Origin of the sequence: Nocardia sp. CA-119907 (genome assembly GCF_050955995.1) — a bacterium.
In the GTDB taxonomy this organism is placed as follows: domain Bacteria; phylum Actinomycetota; class Actinomycetes; order Mycobacteriales; family Mycobacteriaceae; genus Nocardia.
The window spans coordinates 4457594-4474781 of record NZ_CP192091.1 but is presented as its reverse complement, the minus strand read 5'-3'; the positions used below and the strand labels follow the sequence as shown (position 1 = coordinate 4474781).

The 17188-nt window shown below is 67.0% G+C and carries 22 protein-coding genes and 1 pseudogene; 13 read left to right on the top strand and 10 right to left on the bottom strand.

Annotated features, from left to right (window positions below):
- The first annotated feature begins 48 nt into the window (after positions 1-48).
- The 3 genes from ACQP2D_RS19635 (at position 49) to ACQP2D_RS19625 (ending at position 2604) form a co-directional block, all read left to right on the top strand.
- Positions 49-1530 carry an LVIVD repeat-containing protein gene (locus tag ACQP2D_RS19635; protein ID WP_433685707.1) on the top strand — a complete coding sequence of 494 codons (1482 nt, stop codon included), beginning with the start codon at positions 49-51 and terminating at the stop codon, positions 1528-1530.
- A 109-nt stretch (positions 1531-1639) separates the two neighbouring features.
- Entirely contained in the window at positions 1640-2134 is a 495-nt protein-coding gene (locus ACQP2D_RS19630) for a DUF305 domain-containing protein (protein WP_433685151.1), read from the top strand.
- Positions 2135-2421: 287 nt separating this feature from the next.
- Positions 2422-2604 carry a hypothetical protein gene (locus ACQP2D_RS19625; protein WP_433685150.1) on the top strand — a complete coding sequence of 61 codons (183 nt, stop codon included), beginning with the start codon at positions 2422-2424 and terminating at the stop codon, positions 2602-2604.
- A 169-nt stretch (positions 2605-2773) separates the two neighbouring features.
- Here the strand turns inward: ACQP2D_RS19625 and ACQP2D_RS19620 are convergent, their stop codons facing one another.
- On the bottom strand, positions 2774-3130 hold the full coding sequence (locus tag ACQP2D_RS19620) for a MerR family transcriptional regulator (protein WP_433685149.1): 357 nt from the start codon (positions 3128-3130) through the stop codon (positions 2774-2776).
- 144 nt (positions 3131-3274) lie between these two features.
- Here ACQP2D_RS19620 and ACQP2D_RS19615 point away from each other — a divergent pair, with 144 nt between their 5' ends.
- The 7 genes and pseudogenes from ACQP2D_RS19615 to ACQP2D_RS19585 all read left to right on the top strand — a co-directional run bounded on the left by ACQP2D_RS19615 (position 3275) and on the right by ACQP2D_RS19585 (position 6198).
- Entirely contained in the window at positions 3275-3697 is a 423-nt protein-coding gene (locus tag ACQP2D_RS19615; RefSeq protein ID WP_433685148.1) for an Hsp20/alpha crystallin family protein, read from the top strand.
- 35 nt (positions 3698-3732) lie between these two features.
- On the top strand, positions 3733-4026 hold the full coding sequence (locus ACQP2D_RS19610; RefSeq protein WP_433685147.1) for a hypothetical protein: 294 nt from the start codon (positions 3733-3735) through the stop codon (positions 4024-4026).
- Positions 4027-4330: 304 nt separating this feature from the next.
- A complete protein-coding gene (locus ACQP2D_RS19605) occupies positions 4331-4570 on the top strand; it encodes a hypothetical protein (RefSeq protein ID WP_433685146.1) in 240 nt (79 codons plus the stop codon).
- 82 nt (positions 4571-4652) lie between these two features.
- Positions 4653-4832: pseudogene (locus tag ACQP2D_RS19600) on the top strand (cold-shock protein); the annotation flags it as partial.
- Positions 4833-5020: 188 nt separating this feature from the next.
- Complete coding sequence (locus ACQP2D_RS19595) at positions 5021-5206, top strand: hypothetical protein (RefSeq protein WP_433685145.1); 186 nt, start codon at positions 5021-5023, stop codon at positions 5204-5206.
- Positions 5203-5895, top strand: coding sequence for a PAS and ANTAR domain-containing protein (locus ACQP2D_RS19590; RefSeq protein WP_433685144.1), 693 nt, complete (start codon positions 5203-5205; stop codon positions 5893-5895). Before ACQP2D_RS19595 ends, ACQP2D_RS19590 begins: the two co-directional genes overlap by 4 nt.
- 72 nt (positions 5896-5967) lie before the next feature.
- On the top strand, positions 5968-6198 hold the full coding sequence (locus ACQP2D_RS19585) for a recombinase family protein (RefSeq protein ID WP_433685142.1): 231 nt from the start codon (positions 5968-5970) through the stop codon (positions 6196-6198).
- Between the two features lie 105 nt (positions 6199-6303).
- Here the strand turns inward: ACQP2D_RS19585 and ACQP2D_RS19580 are convergent, their stop codons facing one another.
- Together ACQP2D_RS19580 and ACQP2D_RS19575 are read right to left on the bottom strand one after the other, a co-directional pair.
- Positions 6304-6633 (bottom strand): hypothetical protein, encoded by a 330-nt coding sequence (locus ACQP2D_RS19580; protein ID WP_355186352.1) that lies wholly within the window; start codon positions 6631-6633, stop codon positions 6304-6306.
- Positions 6633-6908 carry a hypothetical protein gene (locus ACQP2D_RS19575; protein ID WP_433685141.1) on the bottom strand — a complete coding sequence of 92 codons (276 nt, stop codon included), beginning with the start codon at positions 6906-6908 and terminating at the stop codon, positions 6633-6635. Before ACQP2D_RS19575 ends, ACQP2D_RS19580 begins: the two co-directional genes overlap by 1 nt.
- Positions 6909-6998: 90 nt before the next feature.
- On the opposite strand from ACQP2D_RS19575, the gene ACQP2D_RS19570 reads away from it, so the two are divergent.
- The 3 genes from ACQP2D_RS19570 to ACQP2D_RS19560 are packed head-to-tail and all read left to right on the top strand — an operon-like array spanning position 6999 to position 8184.
- The gene (locus ACQP2D_RS19570; RefSeq protein ID WP_433685140.1) at positions 6999-7364 is read left to right on the top strand and encodes a glyoxalase superfamily protein; all 366 of its coding nucleotides are present in this window, start codon (positions 6999-7001) and stop codon (positions 7362-7364) included.
- The gene (locus ACQP2D_RS19565) at positions 7361-7702 is read left to right on the top strand and encodes an ArsR/SmtB family transcription factor (protein ID WP_433685139.1); all 342 of its coding nucleotides are present in this window, start codon (positions 7361-7363) and stop codon (positions 7700-7702) included. The genes ACQP2D_RS19570 and ACQP2D_RS19565 overlap by 4 nt, the downstream gene beginning before the upstream one ends.
- Before the next feature lie 2 nt (positions 7703-7704).
- Positions 7705-8184, top strand: a complete 480-nt coding sequence (locus ACQP2D_RS19560; RefSeq protein ID WP_433685138.1) for an SRPBCC family protein — start codon at positions 7705-7707, stop codon at positions 8182-8184.
- A gap of 4 nt (positions 8185-8188) precedes the next feature.
- Here ACQP2D_RS19560 and ACQP2D_RS19555 read toward each other — a convergent pair whose 3' ends face one another.
- The 7 genes from ACQP2D_RS19555 to ACQP2D_RS19525 all read right to left on the bottom strand — a co-directional run bounded on the left by ACQP2D_RS19555 (position 8189) and on the right by ACQP2D_RS19525 (position 17182).
- A complete protein-coding gene (locus ACQP2D_RS19555) occupies positions 8189-8851 on the bottom strand; it encodes an FHA domain-containing protein (protein ID WP_433685137.1) in 663 nt (220 codons plus the stop codon).
- Positions 8851-10137: a vWA domain-containing protein gene (locus tag ACQP2D_RS19550; protein WP_433685136.1), complete on the bottom strand. Its 1287-nt coding sequence runs from the start codon at positions 10135-10137 to the stop codon at positions 8851-8853. Before ACQP2D_RS19550 ends, ACQP2D_RS19555 begins: the two co-directional genes overlap by 1 nt.
- Complete coding sequence (locus ACQP2D_RS19545; protein WP_433685135.1) at positions 10134-11252, bottom strand: phosphatase; 1119 nt, start codon at positions 11250-11252, stop codon at positions 10134-10136. Before ACQP2D_RS19545 ends, ACQP2D_RS19550 begins: the two co-directional genes overlap by 4 nt.
- Positions 11252-13486, bottom strand: coding sequence for a tetratricopeptide repeat protein (locus tag ACQP2D_RS19540; RefSeq protein WP_433685134.1), 2235 nt, complete (start codon positions 13484-13486; stop codon positions 11252-11254). Before ACQP2D_RS19540 ends, ACQP2D_RS19545 begins: the two co-directional genes overlap by 1 nt.
- Positions 13487-13710: 224 nt before the next feature.
- Entirely contained in the window at positions 13711-14889 is a 1179-nt protein-coding gene (locus ACQP2D_RS19535) for a hypothetical protein (RefSeq protein WP_433685133.1), read from the bottom strand.
- 11 nt (positions 14890-14900) lie between these two features.
- Complete coding sequence (locus ACQP2D_RS19530) at positions 14901-15911, bottom strand: glutamate ABC transporter substrate-binding protein (RefSeq protein ID WP_433685132.1); 1011 nt, start codon at positions 15909-15911, stop codon at positions 14901-14903.
- Positions 15908-17182 (bottom strand): hypothetical protein, encoded by a 1275-nt coding sequence (locus ACQP2D_RS19525; RefSeq protein WP_433685131.1) that lies wholly within the window; start codon positions 17180-17182, stop codon positions 15908-15910. Before ACQP2D_RS19525 ends, ACQP2D_RS19530 begins: the two co-directional genes overlap by 4 nt.
- Positions 17183-17188: the final 6 nt, after the last annotated feature.

Genomic DNA, 17188 nt, shown 5'->3' with positions numbered 1-17188 from the left:
CGACTGCCGATGCTGGGTGCTGTTGCGGCACTGGTTGTTTCGTTCACAATGATCGGGTTGCCCGCGCGGGCCGGGGTTTACGCCTGGACCGATATCGCGCAATCGGCGGTCCCGCAGGCGGAGTGCGGGGCCGGATCACTGCCGGAGACCGGGCTGCAGGGCGATGTTCCGGCGGTGGATCGGGCCAGTGGGCGCAGCACCGAGGGGTATCGGTGCAATATTTCGCTCGTCGGTGGGTTGCAGCAGCAGGGTGGCGGGATTCTGTCGCCGACTTATGACCATTGCTCGTATACGGGCACGTTCTTTCCCGGAAATCTGCTCGATGGTGCGGCGCCGGGCGTGCACGTCCTCGATGTTTCCAACCCGGCCGATCCGGTGCACACCGCGACGCTGAACGAGCCCGCGATGCTGGGCGGAACCTGGGAGACCCTCAAGGTCAATACCGCCCGGAAGCTATTGGCCGCGACCGCCGTTCCGATCACCACCGGCACCGCCTACTTCTCCATCTACGATATTTCCGACTGCGCGCACCCCGTGCTGCTCAACCCCGGTCCGGGCACCGACCTGACAATGCCGTTGCCATTCCTGTCACATGAGGGCGGCTTCTCCCCCGATGGCAATACCTACTGGGCCTCCAGCACCAGCCCGGGGCTGCTCACCGCCATCGATGTGAGCGATCCGGCGAATCCGCGGGTGATCTGGCATGGACTGCAGTCGTTGACCGCACACGGTTTCGGCATCAGTCCGGACGGCGACACCATGTACTTCTCCATCCAGAACGGCATAAATATTCTCGACATCAGCGCGATCCAACGGCGGGATCAGTATCCCGTGGTGCCGCAGATCGCGACGTATCACTGGGCCGACGGCTACTTCAACCAGCAATCCGTCCCGGTCACCTACGAGGGTAGGCCGTATATCTTCACCGGCGACGAAGCCGGTTCCGGCGGTGTGAAATTGATCGACGTCGCCGATCCGGCCAATGCCAGGAGGGTCGCGACGATCAAACTCGAGATCAATATGCCCGAGCACCTCGGCGAGCATGCCCAATCGGCGACCGGCAACGGAATCTTCTCCTACGACGCGCACTACTGCGTCGCCGATCGGCCTGCCGATCCGACCGCGCTGGCATGCAGTTGGATCGCCTCGGGCATTCGCGTCTTCGATGTGCGCGATCCCGGCGATATCCGCGAAATCGCCTACTACAACCCGCCCGCGCAGACGGGCAGGCAAGGGCAGCTGCTGAATTCGGTGCACGCCGACACCGCCGTCATCGGCGCTCCAGTCTGGAACTATGTTCCGCTGGCCCGCGAACTCGTCAACGGCAAACTCGATCCGGCCACCATGTTCGGCCCGCGCTCGGGCATGATATTCGGCGGCGATATCAGCTCGGATTGGTGCCTGTCGCCACCGATGTTCCATGGTGACCAGATCTGGACCACCTGCACCGATAACGGATTCATGGTGCTGCGGCTGGACAACGGGGTCTACACACCGCCCGCCGATCAGGAGTCCACCGTTGGGTCGTGAACGCCTCCGATTTGCGGCGGTGGCCGTCATCTGTCTGATAGTCGGTGCGGCGGTGGGGTTTTGGGCACATCGACCGAACTCTGACGGAGGGGCTGGACCGCTGTCGACCGTGGATATCGGATTCGCCCAGGACATGTCGGTCCATCACGAGCAGGCGGTACTGCTCGCAAGAACGCTGCCCGGCGACACGGGACCGCAGATTCGTGGCGTAGCCGAGCGGATCGTGCTGGCGCAGACCGCCGAAATCGCCCAGATGCGCGGCTGGCTGCAACCGTTCGACTTACCGCTGAGCTCCGATCAGCCGATGCATTGGATGGGTCATGAGCACAGCGGTCACGGCGCACCCATGCCCGGGTTGGCATCCACTGCCGAGATCGCCCAGCTCGCCGGGCTGCACGGCACGGCGGCGGAAGTCCTGTTCCTGCAGTTGATGATTCGCCATCACCGTGGCGGTGTGGCGATGGCGCAGGCCGCCTTCAATACCGGCTCCGCCCCGGCGGTCACGCGGGCGGCGCTGGAGATGGTCGATGAGCAGGGCAATGAAATCGGCGAGATGACGGCACTATTGACCGCCAGGCAAGGCCAGCCCCTGCCCTTCCCCTGAGCTGGGGTTCCGGTAAGGATCGTGTCACCGGCCGCAAGGTGGGGCGAAGGCCGTGTATGTCGGCGGAAAGGATCGTGTTACCTGCCGCAATTGTCCTGTGGCGGTGCTGATCTCGGTGTAGCTTGCGCGGCTGTGGTGCGTGAGGTGGACCAGGACGAGCTGATCGACGTGTCGACGCTCGTGGAACGCCAAGCCGGAGTTGATCGGTAGCAAGCGTGGTCCGACCAGACTCGGTTCGCGATCTTGCTCCGCTTCTATACCGAGCGTGGCCGGTTCCCACGCGGCCGGTGTATCAGACCGACAAGGCGGGGAATCGGCGGGTGGTGCGGATGGTGTACGAGATCTGCACGTTCCAGGCGTTGCGGGATCAGTTGCGGTGCAAGCAGATATGGGTCGTCGGCGCCGACAAGTGGCGCAAACCGGCCCAGGACCTGCCGGCCGACGTCGAGGAACGCCGGATCGAGCACTAGGGCAAGCTGCGTAACCCCTGGATCCGACCGAGTTCATCGACGCCCTGCGCGAGGAGATACGCACGGAACTGGAGGCTCTGCACACGGCGCTGCCGACGTGCAGCTGGCTCGAGATCGCCGAGCTCAAACATCCTGGCGACCGGGCCTCGTGACCGGCATGTCATGCCGGTCACGAGCAGTCGCGGTGGTGGCCGCGGAGCTGGTCGCGTTCGGCGGTGAGCGCGGCGTTGGTGTCGCGCAGCGCGGTGTTGGCGTCTTCGAGGTCGAGGATCCGCGCGATCGCGACCAGGTTGATCCCCTGCCCGGCCAGGGCGGCGATACGCGCCAGCCGCGCCAGGTCATCGTCGCTGTAGCGGCGGGTGCCACCCGAGCTGCGGGCCGGGGTGAGAAGCCCGTGCTGCTCGTACAGGCGCAGCGAATGCGCTCCCATCCCGGCCAGCTCGGCGGCCACCGAGATCCCGTACACCGCCTGCCCCGGGCCGGGGCGGTGACCGGGCGGGTAATGGTCGTGTCGATCCGGCAGCATCGGGCTCCTCTCTCGTGCTATCCAGATTACCTCAGCATGATGCTTGCACTCTCCTCAGTAGAGTGCTAAAACAAATCTCAGCCAGATGACACAAGTTATCTGAGTCCCTTCGATCGAGAATGGAGTGAATGGGAGGTGGCGACCATGCTGATGCGTACCGATCCCTTCCGTGACCTGGATCGCCTGACGCAGGCGGTGTTCGGCACGCCGGCGCGGCCGGCGGTGATGCCGATGGACGCTTGGCGTGACGGCGACGAGTTCTGCGTCGAATTCGACCTGCCCGGTATCGACCCGGACTCTCTCGACCTGGATGTCGAGCGCAATGTGGTCACCGTGAAGGCCTCGCGCCCGGAGCTGGATCCGGGGCGGTCGATGATCGCCGCGGAACGCACCCGCGGTGTGTTCTCTCGCCAGTTGTTCCTGGGTGACAATCTCGACACCGACGCGATCCGCGCCGACTACCGCGACGGCGTGCTGCGGTTGTCGATCCCGGTCGCGGAGAAGGCCAAGCCCCGCAAGATCGAGATCACCCGCGCCGAGCCCGACCGTCAGGCCATCAACGCCTGATCCCGGGTCTCCCACGGCGACGATCGGGTCCGGTGATGAGCACACCGACCAGTGCCAGCGCCACGGAAACCTCGTGGCCCGATGCGCCGCTGCTCGCGTTGGATCCCGACCTCGAGCAGTTGTTCGCCGAGGTCGAGGAGATTCTGAGTGCCGCCGCGCCCCGTGCGCCGCGCCCGGGGCCGAACCCGGCGCCGCGGTCGCGCCGGTCCGGGCGGGCGCGCACGGGGCGGCCCGCACGCCTGCACGGCCGCAGCCCGGGCCCGGTCTCACCGGCTCCGCGCGGTCCCCCGGGTCCCGGGCGCGGTGTCGTCCCGAATCCGAGATCGTGAGCGTTCGAGGAGGTGATGCCTGTTCCCCAACAGCACAACCGATCCGCGTGGGAGGCGCGCGTCGACCCCTGAGCCTGTACCCGGCACCAGTCCCCGGTCCGAAACACTCGAGACGGGCGTGCACAGCCACTCGAGGTGGCATCGCAGGCAAGGCGCGTCGTTCCCGTCCCCGCGCGCGATCCTTCACAACACTGCGTCAGATTCCTTCCGTCGACGGGTGAGCCCGGTCAGCTCGAGGCTTCCGGGCTCACCCGGCCCTTTCGCCGAATCGACTCCCACGATGACATCCGAGGAGGGGACCGCCATGACCAACACCACGACCTTCGTCCCGGCAGGCAGCGACTTCGACCGCGCCGAACAGAACGCTCTTGTCGGTGACAGCGACCGCGACGTCGGCCTGGACACCACCGCGCTACACCCACTGGCCGAGCGGGTGCGCGCCACTTTCGATGCTGCCGCGACCGCCGACCGTTTCGACCAAGCCTGGATCACCCCACTCGACTGCGATGACGACTATGACCACGACTACGGCAACACCGACTGACCAAACCCCCACCGCCGCAGCCGATACCACCCGGTGCGAGCCACACGCCGACGGCAGGGGAGAACTACCACGCTGGCAGCACGGCCAGGTCGCCTGGTTCAACGCCGAGAAGGGTTTCGGGTTCCTGACTCCCGATACCGGTCCCGCGGTGTTCGTCGACTACCAGGTGATCGATGTCCGCGGGTTCAAAACCCTGCGCGCCGGGCAACCGGTGGTGTTCACCGCCGCCGACACCGGCCGCGGCCCCGAAGCCACCCGCGTCGTGCCCTACAGCCGCGCACACACCACCGCACCCATCCCGTCACACCGCCCGCAACGCCGGCCGCGCTGCCGCTACCACATGCCGTGACCCGGGTCCCGCGGCCACAACCCGACAGGCTCGTGCTACCCGGCCCGATCTCGGCACCGTGAGCAGCACGCGCCGACCAGTACATCAGCACAAGGATCATCATGACCCCCCGATCACATCCGCATGCCCCAGCCGATCATTGCCTCGACGCGGGCCACACGCTCACCGCCGCAACCGATTCCGGCGACTCACCGGTGGTGCACTGGCCCGAACCCAGCCCCCTGCGATCCTGGTGGAACACCATCATGGCTCCCGCCCAGCCGCCGGATGCGACACCGAGGCCATGACCGAGGACGACCGCGGCACCGGTGAGGTGTTGGCCTCGGTGGAGAAGGTGGTCGGTGCCGGCAACGCGCTGCACGCGGGCTGGTTCCGGTTCCGGTTCGCCGACCAACGCTGGGAATGGTCCGACGAGGTGGCCCGCATGCACGGCTACACGCCCGGCGAAGTGACCCCGACCACCGAACTGCTGCTGTCGCACAAACATCCCGATGACCGCGACCGAGCGGAAGCGGCAATGGTCACCTCTGTGCGCGACCACGCCCCGTTCTCCAGCCGCCACCGCATCATCGACACCCACTGCACCGAGCACGACGTCGCGGTGGTGTCGGACTCGATCATCGACGACACCGGCGCCGTGGTCGGCACCGAGGGCTACTACATCGACCTGACCGACCGCGACGCCGCACAGACCCACGCAATCCTCGACGACCTGCTACCGCAGATACTCCAACATCGGGTGCTGATCGAGCAGGCCAAAGGAGCGCTGATGCTCGTCTACGGCATCAGCGCCGAGCAAGCGTTCCGCGTACTGGTGTGGCGGTCACAGGAAACCAACATCCGCCTGCGTGATCTGGCAGCTCACCTGATCGACGAAATCGCCACCATCCAGATATCACCGGCGACGCGCTCGCAATTCGATCACCTGCTGCTGACCCTGCACCAGCACGCCCGTCGCCAGCCCGTCGAACCCTGAAACTTCGGCCCGCACGGCGGTGTCCCGTTAGCCGAACGCCCACCGGAACACCACGACCGAAGGATCCGAGCCGTGGTCGCAGGTGTTCCGCGAACTGTCCGGGTGGACCCCCGCATCTGGAACGATCGCGGCGTGATCGAGCCCTTCCGTGTCGGATACGTGCGCTTTTCCACCGACGAACAAGACGTCGAGATCCAAACCGAGCAGCTGCTCGCCCTCGGCGTGCCGCGCGAGCGCATCTTCATCGACAAGGGATTCTCCGGCACCACCGCCGCAACCGCACTGGCCTGGACCACGCACTAACCGCGGTCACCTCCGCCGCGGCAGCCGTCACCAGCGGAGCCGCCCCGCGCGCATAAGCCCGCCGTTTGCGGCTGGTGACACGCTCCTTACCGGCACCCCGAGCTGTCAGCTCGCCCGGTGGATCGGGTGCAGCCGCGACAGTGCCCGCACCGCATCGGCGCGGGAGATCAGCTGATCGCCATCGAGTTCGGCGATGGCGGCCTCCATCCACTCGCGGATCAGCGTCGACATGCCGATGCCGCGGGCGTCGGCCAACTGCTTGACCCGGGTGTGCAGTTCCAGCGGCATGCGGATGGAGCTGGTCACCACGATGTCGTCACCGGGGGCGAGCGGCGGCGGCGCCTTGTCCGGCGGGACCGGTTCATTGCTGAAAGTCAGCCGATCCATGAACGCCGTCACTTCGTCCGGGGTGGACGGGAAATCCTTCTCGTTCATCACCGGTTCTCCTGTTCCCACTCCTCGAACATTTTCAGTTCGTCGGCGCGCATCTCGCGGGCGCCGATGATCAGCCAGGTCCAATGGTCCTGCTGGCGCGTCGCCACGATCAACGGCCGACCGGCACCGGTGCGACCCCAGACCGACAAGACCGTGACGTTCCCGTCATCGGCGATCCGCGGCCACCGCCGAGTGCCTTCGAGGACTTGGCGTACTTCCCGGGGTCCGATGCCGATCAGGTGCGCGAACGCCCAGTCCGGCCACTCGAACCCCATAACCACATACTACGCGCATAGTAACCGACCAATCGGTCCCGATTCGGCGTTCTTGACATGTAGGATTTTTCCTACCTATGATTCGGGGCCGTGAACATCACCCATGCCAAGGTCGTCACCGTGCCCGTCTCCGACCAGGAGCGGGCCAAGGATTTCTATGTCGACACGCTCGGATTCGAGCTGCTGGTGGATCAGCAGATGGGGCCGGTGCGCTGGCTGCAGGTCGCGCCCAAGGGCGCCCAGACCGCGTTCACGCTGGCCAGTGCGGAACAGGGTTTCACGCCGGGCAGTTCGAGCGGCGTCATTCTCGAAACCGCGGACCTCGATGCGGATTGCGCGGTGCTGACAAAGGCCGGTGCGCAGGTCGAGGGCCCGACCGAGCTGCCATGGGGTCGCCAGGCCACACTGACCGATCCCGACGGCAACCGTTTCGTGCTGGCCGCGGCGAGCCGATGACCACGATGCCGGTTGACGTGCCCGAGGGCCGGGTCTTCGCGGCGCTGGCCAGCCCGGTCCGGCGCGAGGTATTGCGGCTGCTGCGCGATGGCGGACCGCAGCCGGTGACCGACCTGGCCGCGCACTTCGAGATGGCGCGGCCGAGCTTCTCCGAACATCTGCGGGTGTTGCGGGAGGCCGAGTTGGTCAGTGAGAACAAGGTTGGAAGGCAACGGCTGTATCGACTGGAGGCGGCCCCGCTGTACGAGATCCAGGAATGGCTGCACCCGTTCGAGCGGTTCTGGCGCGAGAAGCTGGCCGGGCTGCGTGACCTGCTGGACACCATGGAGGAGGAATGAGCATGACCGATGATCCGACCACCATCCACGTGGACCAGTTCCTCGCGCACAGTCCGGGCAAGGTGTGGCGCGCGCTGACCGAACCGGAGTTGCTCGCGCGATGGTTCATGCCAGCGGACTTCCGGCTCGAGGTCGGGCACCGATACACCATCGACGCGAAAGCCATTCCGGCGACCGGCTTTTCCGGGGTGATCGCGGCCGAGGTGCTGGCCTTCGAGCTGGAGCGAATGCTGCGTGTCGGCTGGCGCGACGCCGACCCGAGTGCGGAACACGGCGCCGATTGGACGATCACCTGGACCCTGCGGCCCGAAGGCAAGGGCACCCGATTGTTCTTGGAGCACACCGGTTTCGATCCGGACAACCCACTCCAGCAGAAGGCGCGCACGATCATGGACGCCGGATGGCGCTCGCATGTCATGCGCAGCATCGAGGAAGTGCTGCGCGATATCACGCTCAGATCCGGTGGGTCACCTGTCCGGTGAACGATCAGGCAGGTTCCGCCATCACGATGATGGTGGTCCAGCCACCGAGATGGATGCGGTCCCCGCTCGCCAGCGGGACCGCCACATTGGCTGGAATCAGGTCCTCACTGCCATTGAGGCTGGTGCCATTGGTGGAGCCGAGATCGGTGATGCTGATGCCGGTGTCGGTGATGTGAATGGTGGCGTGCGCGCGTGAGACTCCGGCGTCGGCCGGGGCGATGCCCAGATCGATCTCGGGTTGCAGCCCCTGGGAGACGCTGTGCTTGCCGATCAGGATGTCGTTGCCGCGCAAGATGATTCGGCGCTCGGGATAGAACACCGGAAATTCGACCTGATCGACATCGGGGCCCTTGCGGGCCTGCACCCGATCGTAGAATTCGCGATCGGCGGTGATGGTGGCGACCCACGTCAGCAGACTGGGTGTGGTGGAAACCGCTGTCGTGGTGATGATTTCGGTGGACGCGGACGCGGGAGTCCGCGCCGCCGGAGTCGGCAGCGCCGAATCATGCCCGCACACTTCACAGAATCGGCCATCACTCGGCGCGCCACAGGACGGGCACAGCGCGACCGCCACCGTCGGCGCGGGCGCCCCGATCGGCGAACCGCAGACATCGCAATAGTCCATCGCGACGGACTGATGCCCGTCCGGACAGGTGGCAATCGCCATTACCGCTCCTTGCGTACCCGCGCCGTCTTGGTAGACCTTGCGTCCAAGGCCATTTCGTCGGCGGCCTCGACCTGGGCGCGCAACCGCACGGTGCCATTGCGCTCGTCCACCTCGACCACCCCGCGCAATAGCTTCGCCGTGCCCTCATTGCCGGATTCGGCCGCCAACTCCACCGCGCGCCGAAGCTTCGCCGTCGCGGTTTCCGCATCGCCGTTCTTGCGTGCGCTCAGTCCCTCCTGCACGACCTGCGCGAGTTCGGCCTGCCCGGTGTAATGCGCGACGCGCCTGCTGATTCGGGCCGACAGCTCGGTCTCGGTGGTCCACACCGCACGGACCAGGCCCTGCCCGACCACCTCCTCGCCCGCGACCACGCTGACCCTGGCCGCGAGCTTTTCCCGCCCCGGCGCGGCGGGCTCGACCCGCACCTGCACGTGGTAGTCGCGGTCCTCCGCACCCCAGGCCCCGAGCGGGTACTCCCCCAGCTGCGGACCCGTGTCGGTGCGCCGCGCGGTCAGATCCTCGATCGTCGGCGCGACCTGTTTGACGAACCGAACGCTGGCCCCGGCAGGTGTCCACAGTCGCAGTGTCAGTTCCGGAATCGCCTTGGCCATCGAGGTCTGCATCATGGTGGCGAAGTCCGCCGCCAGATTGGCCGGATCGGCGACGATATCGACGCTGCCGTGCAGTGCCGAGGCGATGGTGCGCAATTCGTCCACCCGCCAGTCGGTTCCGACGCCGCGGCAATCGCAGGTGAATATTCCCTCGGACTGTTCGATCTCGGCGGCCAGCGCCTCCGGTTCCTCGTGTTCGTTCTTGCCGTCGGTGAGCAGGATGGCGTGCACCATCGCGCCGGGGTGCTTCTTGGCCAGCTGGCGAGTGAGTCCGAGCCAGGTGCCCATGGCGGTGCCGCCGTTGGGACGCAGCTTGTCCAGCGCGCGGCGGGCCGCGGCCCTGGTGTCGCGGTTGGCCGGCACCGTTGGTTTATCACTCGGATAGGTCAATCGCGCCATGGAGGTGCCCTCGATGATCGCGAACCGGGTGCCGTCCTTCAGTACATCGAGTGCGGCCATGGTGGCCCGGCGCGCGCCCTCGAACTTCTTGCCGGTTGCCATCGATCCGGAGCAATCGATGATCAGCACTTCTAGCCGCTGTGGGGCCGGTCCGGCGGCCACGAAATCCGCGCCGGTCTCCACGGTGACCACCGCGTCCACCGTATCCGCGCCCTCGCCCAGATATTCGTTCTGATCGATCGCTACCGAAATACCCTTATCCGCTATGGAACTCACTGTGCTTCTCCTGCATCGACCGATGGCCCGATCGGCACCAGCGCAACGGTGATGTTGTCGCTCCCCCCGGACCGTAGCGCAAATTCGATGAGGCCACGCGCCGCCTCTGCGCGCGGTACCCCGTTGACCATCCGCGCCAGCTCCGCCGGATCGGATACGTAGTTCCAGAGCCCGTCACTGCACAGCAGCAGTACCCCTGGGCCGGTGGTGTGGAAGGTTTGCACGCATCTGTCCGACCATGGTCTGTCCTCACTGTCGGCACCGAGCCAGCGCAGCAACGTATGCGCCCGCGGATCCCGCATCGCGGACTCCTCGTCCATCGCGCCGGCGTCCACCAGCGCCTGCGCCCACGAATCGTCCACGCTCAAGCGTCGCGATGGCGCGTTCCCACCCGCGATCGGTTCGATGCCGTCACCGCGCAACCAATATGCGCGGCTGTCACCGACATTCACGACGGTGATCTCCACGCCGTCGCCATCGTATCCGCGCACGATGGCCGAAACATAGGTGCACGATGGGGCGTGGCCTTCGTGCACCGCGATATCGCGGACCGCCTGCGCCGCCGCCGTGAGCCCGGCCATGACAACCGCGGTGCCGGACCGTGCGTCGGCCAAGGCGGTGAGGCAGGCATCGACACCCGCGCGTGCCGCCGCACCCGAGGCCGCCTGCGGATCCTCCGAGGTGGAGACCCCGTCGCTGACCGCGACTACCGTGGCGATGGGGCGCTTGTCGACGTGCTCGACCACGGCGGCCGCGACCGCGTCCTCGTTGCGCGCGTGCGCGATACCGCGATCGGTCGCGACATAGACCGCGCCGAGATCGGCCTCGAACCGGTCCGGCTCCGGACGTAACTGCCCACAGCCGCGGCAGTAACCGTCGGCGTCATAGCTGGTGCCGCCGCAGCCCTCACAACTGGGTCGCGCATCCGGATCCGACCACGGCAGCGCGATCCGGCGGGCGCCGAGTTCGCGCCCGCACGCCTCGCAGAACCGATCGGCCACCCCGACCCGCGCATCGCATTCCGGGCACCGCGGCGATAGCGCCGTATTCGGCTCCGACCCACCCGTTTCCGGACCAGCACCCCGCAGCGAGTCGCTCTGCGACGCAGAATTCATCATAAGGTCGTCCTCGGCCGGATCGCATTGGCTCGATCGACCAGCTCGAATCGTGTCCACATATCATCGGTTTCGCGGGCGAGATCGCGATAGCAACGCTCCAAACCGGTCCGTACTCCGTCCTGATCGAGATTCGCGCCGAGCAGCGCGTCATGTGTTGTCGGTGCTCTGCCCGCACGCAGCCACTCGAGTGCGGCGTCGAGCACGCGCATTCGCGCCTGTGCGCCACGGCTTTTCGAGTCGATGTGCAAGGCCTCGACCCGTCCGCCCGCATCCCGCAGGATCGGTTCGGACAGTTCGTCGGGTGTGCGATCGGCCAGCATTGTGTCCACGGCGGTCAACCGGGCTTCGGCGTAGAGCGCCGAGGCCGCATCCACCTGGTCCAGGACGGTCACCGCGCCATCGCGATCACCGTCCGCGGTGCGCAGCCGGGCCAGACCGAAGGCCGCGCTGACGTGGCTGTGATCGGTGCGCCAGACGGTGTCGTAGTAGTACGCGGCCTGTCGTCTATCCGGTTGCGCACCAGCCAATTCGGCGACGGCGGCCTGGGCCAATTTCGGGGCGGCCTCGCCGGGTAATGCGGCGTACACGGCATCGAATTCGGCGTAGGCGGCGTCGAAGTCGCCCGCGAGCAATTCGGCTTGGCCGCGATACCAGGCGAGCCGCCAGTCACCGGGCAGGGTGTCGGCCAGTTCGTCGATGCGGCGCAGCGCACCGGTCGGATCGCCGACCTCGAGCGCGGCGCGCACCAACCGCAGCGGAATCTCCACCGACGCCGATGTACCGCGCGTCGTGAGCACCGAGCGCAGCCCGGCCTCGAACGCCTGCTCCAAGTCGGTTGGCGTGGTCCCGCCGGTGGTCGCCAGCAACGCCGAACCGCTGTCGTTCGGATCGACCAGCGGAACCGGCAGTGCTGCGACAATACTGGCCGGTGTCGGTGCCTCCTGCACACCGAAGACACGGCGCGGCGGCCCGAAGTACGCCGACATACCCGGACGCGGCACGCCGTCATCGGTGCTCAGCACCTCCCGCAGCACACCGGTCAGCTGATCGGCCATCTCCTCCATCGAGGCGAATCGCGCCTCCGGATCGACGTCTGTGGCACGCAGGATGAATCGGTGCAGCGAATCGTATTTCGCCAGTAGCGGTTCGGCGTTCGGCCCGGGCAGTGCGCCGAAATGTCCGCCCTGCTGCGGCACATTCATCATCAGCACCGCGAGGGTGCGGCCCACCATGTACACCTCGGTGGCGATGGTCGGCCCGGTTTCGGAGATCTCCGGTGCTTGATAGCCGATGGTTCCGTAGATGGGGCTGTCCTGATCGTCCATGGCGATCACCGCGCCCATATCGATGAGTTTGAGTTGCTCATCGGTCTGCATCACGTTGTCGGGCTTGAAATCACAGTAGGCGAGGCCGAGCGAGTGCAGATAACCGAGGGCGGGCAGCATCTCCAGGATGTAGGCGATGGCCTGGGGTGCCGGCAGGTAGCTGCCGTCGCCGTCGCGACGGGTGCGCAGAATCTGTTTGAGCGAGGTGCCGCCGACGTACTCCATCACGATGTAGCCGACGGTTACCCCGTCGGCGCCGCGGTGTTCGACGAAGTTGTAGATCTTGACAATGCTGGGGTGCTCGACCTCGGCCAGGAACCGCGTCTCGGCGACCGCTGCCGCCATCGCGTCCAGATCTCCGGAATTCAGCAGGCCTTTCAGCACCACCCAGCGGCCGCTGACATTGCGGTCGGTGGCCAGGTAGATCCAGCCGAGCCCGCCGTGCGCCAGACAGCCGACAACGTCGTACTGACCGCCGACCAGATCGCCCTTGCCCAGCTTCGGCGCGAAGGAGAACCGGGTGCCGCAGTTCGGGCAGAAGCCCTCGCTGCGGCCGGGTGCACCGTCGCGGCCGCGCCCGACGGGCCGTTCGCATGTGCCGCAGAACCGTTTTCCCTCGGCGACCTGCGGATCGGCCATGACCGCGGTGGCCGGATCGATGCGCGGCATCCGCGGCACATCCACCATGCCCGCGCCGAGGCGACCGCGCGCACTGGATTTCGACGACGACCGGCCGGTGCGCACCGAGCGCCCAGAGGCACGGGTGCTGGCCGAGCGGGTCGACAGACTCGACAGCGCGGACGTCGCAGGTGCGGTCCCGCAGGCATCGCAGTACCCCCCGACGATCGTTCCGCCGCAGTCCACCTCGGCGCAAACCTGTCCCTCGGTCGAACCCTGGTGCGCCACAAGCGTTTCCGCTGCCGCTGCGGCAGGTGCGGCGCCGCATGTATCGCAGTACCCGTCAACGACGGTTCCACCGCATCCGGGCTCGGCGCACACTTGCCCCGTGCTCGAATTCTTGTGCACCACAGGAACTTCCGCCGAGACCGTAGTGGCCTCCGCGGGTGCGGTACCGCAGACCGCACAGTATCCGTCTTCGATGGTTCCGCCGCATCCCGGCTCATTACAGGTCATCTGCCCCGCCCCGATTTCTCCCCGATGATCTGCTGGAAGTCGGCGACCGCCCGGGTGACGGCCGCCAGATCACACGGCCTGCGGGTGAGCAGGCCCGTCGCTATCTGACCGGCGGCCAGCACGTCTCGATCCTCGCTGACACCCAGTCGAGCCGCCTTCGCCTGATAGGCGGCCAGCCGCCCGCGCAATTCGATGCGTCGATCCAGCAGTCCCTGGGCCAATTCTTCGGCGGCGGCCGCCCCGGCGGTCGCGTCGGCGATCCGGACACGCAGGCGCACCAGGTCCGCGGCTGCTGCCTGATTGGCCGCCAGCGCGTCCAATTGCGCGCCGAGTGCGGCGGAATCGTCGGTGTGCACCGGCAGCGGGCCCGCCAGGATCTTCGCTTCGACCTGCGCCCTGGCCGCCGCTGCCCGGGTCCGCGTGTCGCCCAGCACCGTCAAGCGCCTGCGTGTCTCGGCAATGGCCCCGGCCCAATCCGCGGCCACCGCATCGAGTTCGGCCAGCAGCGATGCCACCCGCCGCAGCTCCCCCGACAACTCGGCGATGCGTGCGTCGATCTCCGACACCGTCAGTGCGAGCGGATCGGTTGCCGAGCGGCTCAACAGCGCGGCGATACCGTCGCCGATCGCGCCCAGTTCGGTCGTCTCGCCTCCGGCGGCACGCGCCCTGTCCACCATGTCCTGCAGTGGCGCCAGGCCCGACATGACCCGGGTGTTCACCGCATCGACCGCGTCGAGGAATTCGGCGATCTTCGGGAAGGTGGCCCGCATGCGATCAACGGTATCGGCGAGCCCGACGAACAGGACCTCTTCCGCGGGTCCGGTGAGTGAACGTTGCGCCATCGGTATCGGCGTGCGCGAGGCTTCGTAGGGCCGTCCGCGCAAGAGCCGGGTGAGTTCGGCACGTTCGCCCTCGTCGAGCCGAGAACGAGTGCCGCGCACCTGCTTCGCCGCGTCCAGGATGCCCTCGAGGCGGCCGTAGTCCGCCCACATGAGCGCGAGTGCGGCCCGGACCGGCTGCCAGCGCTGCTCGGTGAGTCCGGTCGGCGGATAGCGCTGCAGCAACGTCTGTCCCGGATGTCGGTCCAGTTCCAGAAGGGTGGCGGTGATGGCATCGAATTCGGTTGCACGGGTGGCCAATTCACCATCTATCTCAGCGAGTGTGAGTAGTTGCATGGTCGCCGGTCTCACTCCTTGTACCGGAGATCCGGTGGTCCCGGCGAGGGGCCGAGCGCGCTGAGTCTGGCGTTGTAGATCTGCTGCCAGGTGCCGTCGGCACGGATGCGTTCGAGGACGCCGTTGACGAAGCGCACCAGCCCCGGACTGCCCTGTGCGATACCGACCGCGTAGGCGCCGGTGCCGATGACCTCGCCGACCATCTCCAGATTCCGATCCTGGGCCACCAGCCCGACCAGGATCGGATCGTCGGCACTGATCGCGTCCACGTGGCCCTGCTGCAATGCGGCCAGGCAGTCGGTCCAATTGGATGCGCCGAGGACGGTCGGCCGCTTGGGCAGGCTGAACAGCGGTCCCGGCGAAGTGGTCCCGCGCGTGACACACACCCGTTTGCCGCCCAGATCCGCGCCGGAGCGGATACCCGAGTTGCGCGCGACGAGAATGCGTTGGGTCGCACGGTAGTACACACCGGAGAAGTCGACGTCGCGCCGTCGCTCGCAGGTTGCCGAGAACGTGCGCACGATCAGGTCGACCTGCTTGTTCTGCAGCGCCGGAATCCGCTCGGCGGCGGTGACCGAACGCAATTCGATCTTGTCCGGATCGCCGAACAGCGCCTTGGCGATCTCCCGCGCGATATCGATGTCGAAGCCCTCGAGCTGACCAGTGGTGGGATTGCGGAAGCCGAACAGATAGGTGTTCTGATCGACGCCGACCCGCAATTTGCCATTGGCGGCAATGGCCGCCATCGGTGAACCCGACGGCATCGCACCCGGACTCGGCAGCGGACCGGGACGCAGGGTGAGCTCGGGGTCGCCGCAATTGCCGCTGGTCTCGGACTGCGGCGGTGTCGTCATCTCGATGAGGTCGGGCCTCGGCTCGACCGCGGCCACGCTCGTATTTTCGGGCACCTGAGTGCCGGAACCGCACGCGGTCATCAACGCGCTCGTACCGACCAGGGTCGCGGCCAGTATCAGTCGCGCCCGCGCGAAACCTCGCCGCCGCACCGGGACTCGCTGCCTCACAAGAACTCCTTCAGCCGCGGCCACAGCCCCGTGACGACCGCGGCCGCCGCGAACACCATTAGCACCAGCATCCCCGCAGGGCTGAGTATCAATGCCGCACCCGCCGAGTCGACCCCGTCGCGCAACTCCTGGCGCTGCTGACCGAGGTTGTCGCGCAACATCGCATCCAACTGCGCGAACCGCGACGCAGAGCTCTCCGCGTCGGTGCCGATGGCCTGCGCGACGGCCGCCGGATAGTTCGCCGACTCGTAGGCCTCACGCTGTTCGGCGTGTCCGGCGGTCCAGCCCAACAGGCTGCGCGAAGCCTCGGAATCGGATCCGGTCGCGGTCGCAAGGCGATCGGACAGCTCGGTGGTGTGCTTGCGGAAATCGGTTTCACTGCCGGTGATATCGCCGCGGGTGATCAACGCCAGTGTTTCATCGGTGCGCGCCTGCTGGGCCAGGATCCTGGCCTGAGCCAGGGTCTCGAAGCGACTGGTCGCACCAGAGCTGCCGGTATCGAGTGCGGCCGAGGCGATGCTCGTCGCGCCGACAATCCACAACAGCGCCATAGCGGCGACACCCGCGGCCACCGCGAGACCCATATTCATCCGGCGATTGGTGCGGCGCAGCAACACCAGAGTGCCGCCACCACAACTGATCAGCACCAGTACCAACAGCACGATGCTCGTCCACGGCAGCGCGCCGATGTCGTGTTGATCGTGGCGCACCGCCGCCAGACGGTCCTTGCTCAGCCTTTCGGCATTGGGCAGCAACGAGTTCTGCATCACCAGCGACGCCTCGTGCAGATAGGACGAGCCGACCGGGAAGCCCTGCCGGTTGTTCGCCCGCGCGGCTTCGACCAGGCCGGTGTAGGCGGGTAGGTCAGCGGCGATCTGCGCGACGATCGCTTTTGTCTGCAGATCGGCGGCACCCGTCGTGGCCTCGGCGAGCGCGGCGGCCGCATCGGCGAGCGCCCGCTGGTATTGCCAGCGCACCTGCGGTGATTCGATGCCGCCGGACAGGAACGCCGTAGCCGCCGAAGCGTCCGCGGCCGAGAGCGCGACGTACAGCGTCTGTGCCGCGTAGGCCAGCGGTTCGGTGTGCTCGAGCAGCACGTCGCGTCGAGCGATCTTGCCGCTCAACTGATCAGCCGAGGTCGATCCGGCGAGCAGACAGAACACCACGGACACGACGGCCACGATGCCGATCGCGCCTGGAGTCGTCCCGGCGAAGCGCCGTAACCACGCACCCCCGTTGCGCATGGTCGCCGGCAGGCGAATCTCCAACACCGTCCC

Excerpts from the sequence above, each read along its gene's own strand:
- ACQP2D_RS19610 (WP_433685147.1), top strand. The coding sequence starts at position 3,733 with ATGAGCACACCGACCAGTGCCAGCGCCACGGAAACCTCGTGGCCCGAT.
- ACQP2D_RS19580 (WP_355186352.1), bottom strand. The coding sequence starts at position 6,633 with ATGAACGAGAAGGATTTCCCGTCCACCCCGGACGAAGTGACGGCGTTC.
- ACQP2D_RS19545 (WP_433685135.1), bottom strand. The coding sequence starts at position 11,252 with ATGAATTCTGCGTCGCAGAGCGACTCGCTGCGGGGTGCTGGTCCGGAA.
- ACQP2D_RS19555 (WP_433685137.1), bottom strand. The coding sequence starts at position 8,851 with ATGGCGATTGCCACCTGTCCGGACGGGCATCAGTCCGTCGCGATGGAC.
- ACQP2D_RS19565 (WP_433685139.1), top strand. The coding sequence starts at position 7,361 with ATGACCACGATGCCGGTTGACGTGCCCGAGGGCCGGGTCTTCGCGGCG.
- ACQP2D_RS19560 (WP_433685138.1), top strand. The coding sequence starts at position 7,705 with ATGACCGATGATCCGACCACCATCCACGTGGACCAGTTCCTCGCGCAC.
- ACQP2D_RS19590 (WP_433685144.1), top strand. The coding sequence starts at position 5,203 with ATGACCGAGGACGACCGCGGCACCGGTGAGGTGTTGGCCTCGGTGGAG.
- ACQP2D_RS19535 (WP_433685133.1), bottom strand. The coding sequence starts at position 14,889 with ATGCAACTACTCACACTCGCTGAGATAGATGGTGAATTGGCCACCCGT.
- ACQP2D_RS19615 (WP_433685148.1), top strand. The coding sequence starts at position 3,275 with ATGCTGATGCGTACCGATCCCTTCCGTGACCTGGATCGCCTGACGCAG.
- ACQP2D_RS19575 (WP_433685141.1), bottom strand. The coding sequence starts at position 6,908 with ATGGGGTTCGAGTGGCCGGACTGGGCGTTCGCGCACCTGATCGGCATC.
- ACQP2D_RS19595 (WP_433685145.1), top strand. The coding sequence starts at position 5,021 with ATGACCCCCCGATCACATCCGCATGCCCCAGCCGATCATTGCCTCGAC.
- ACQP2D_RS19605 (WP_433685146.1), top strand. The coding sequence starts at position 4,331 with ATGACCAACACCACGACCTTCGTCCCGGCAGGCAGCGACTTCGACCGC.
- ACQP2D_RS19620 (WP_433685149.1), bottom strand. The coding sequence starts at position 3,130 with ATGCTGCCGGATCGACACGACCATTACCCGCCCGGTCACCGCCCCGGC.
- ACQP2D_RS19635 (WP_433685707.1), top strand. The coding sequence starts at position 49 with ATGATCGGGTTGCCCGCGCGGGCCGGGGTTTACGCCTGGACCGATATC.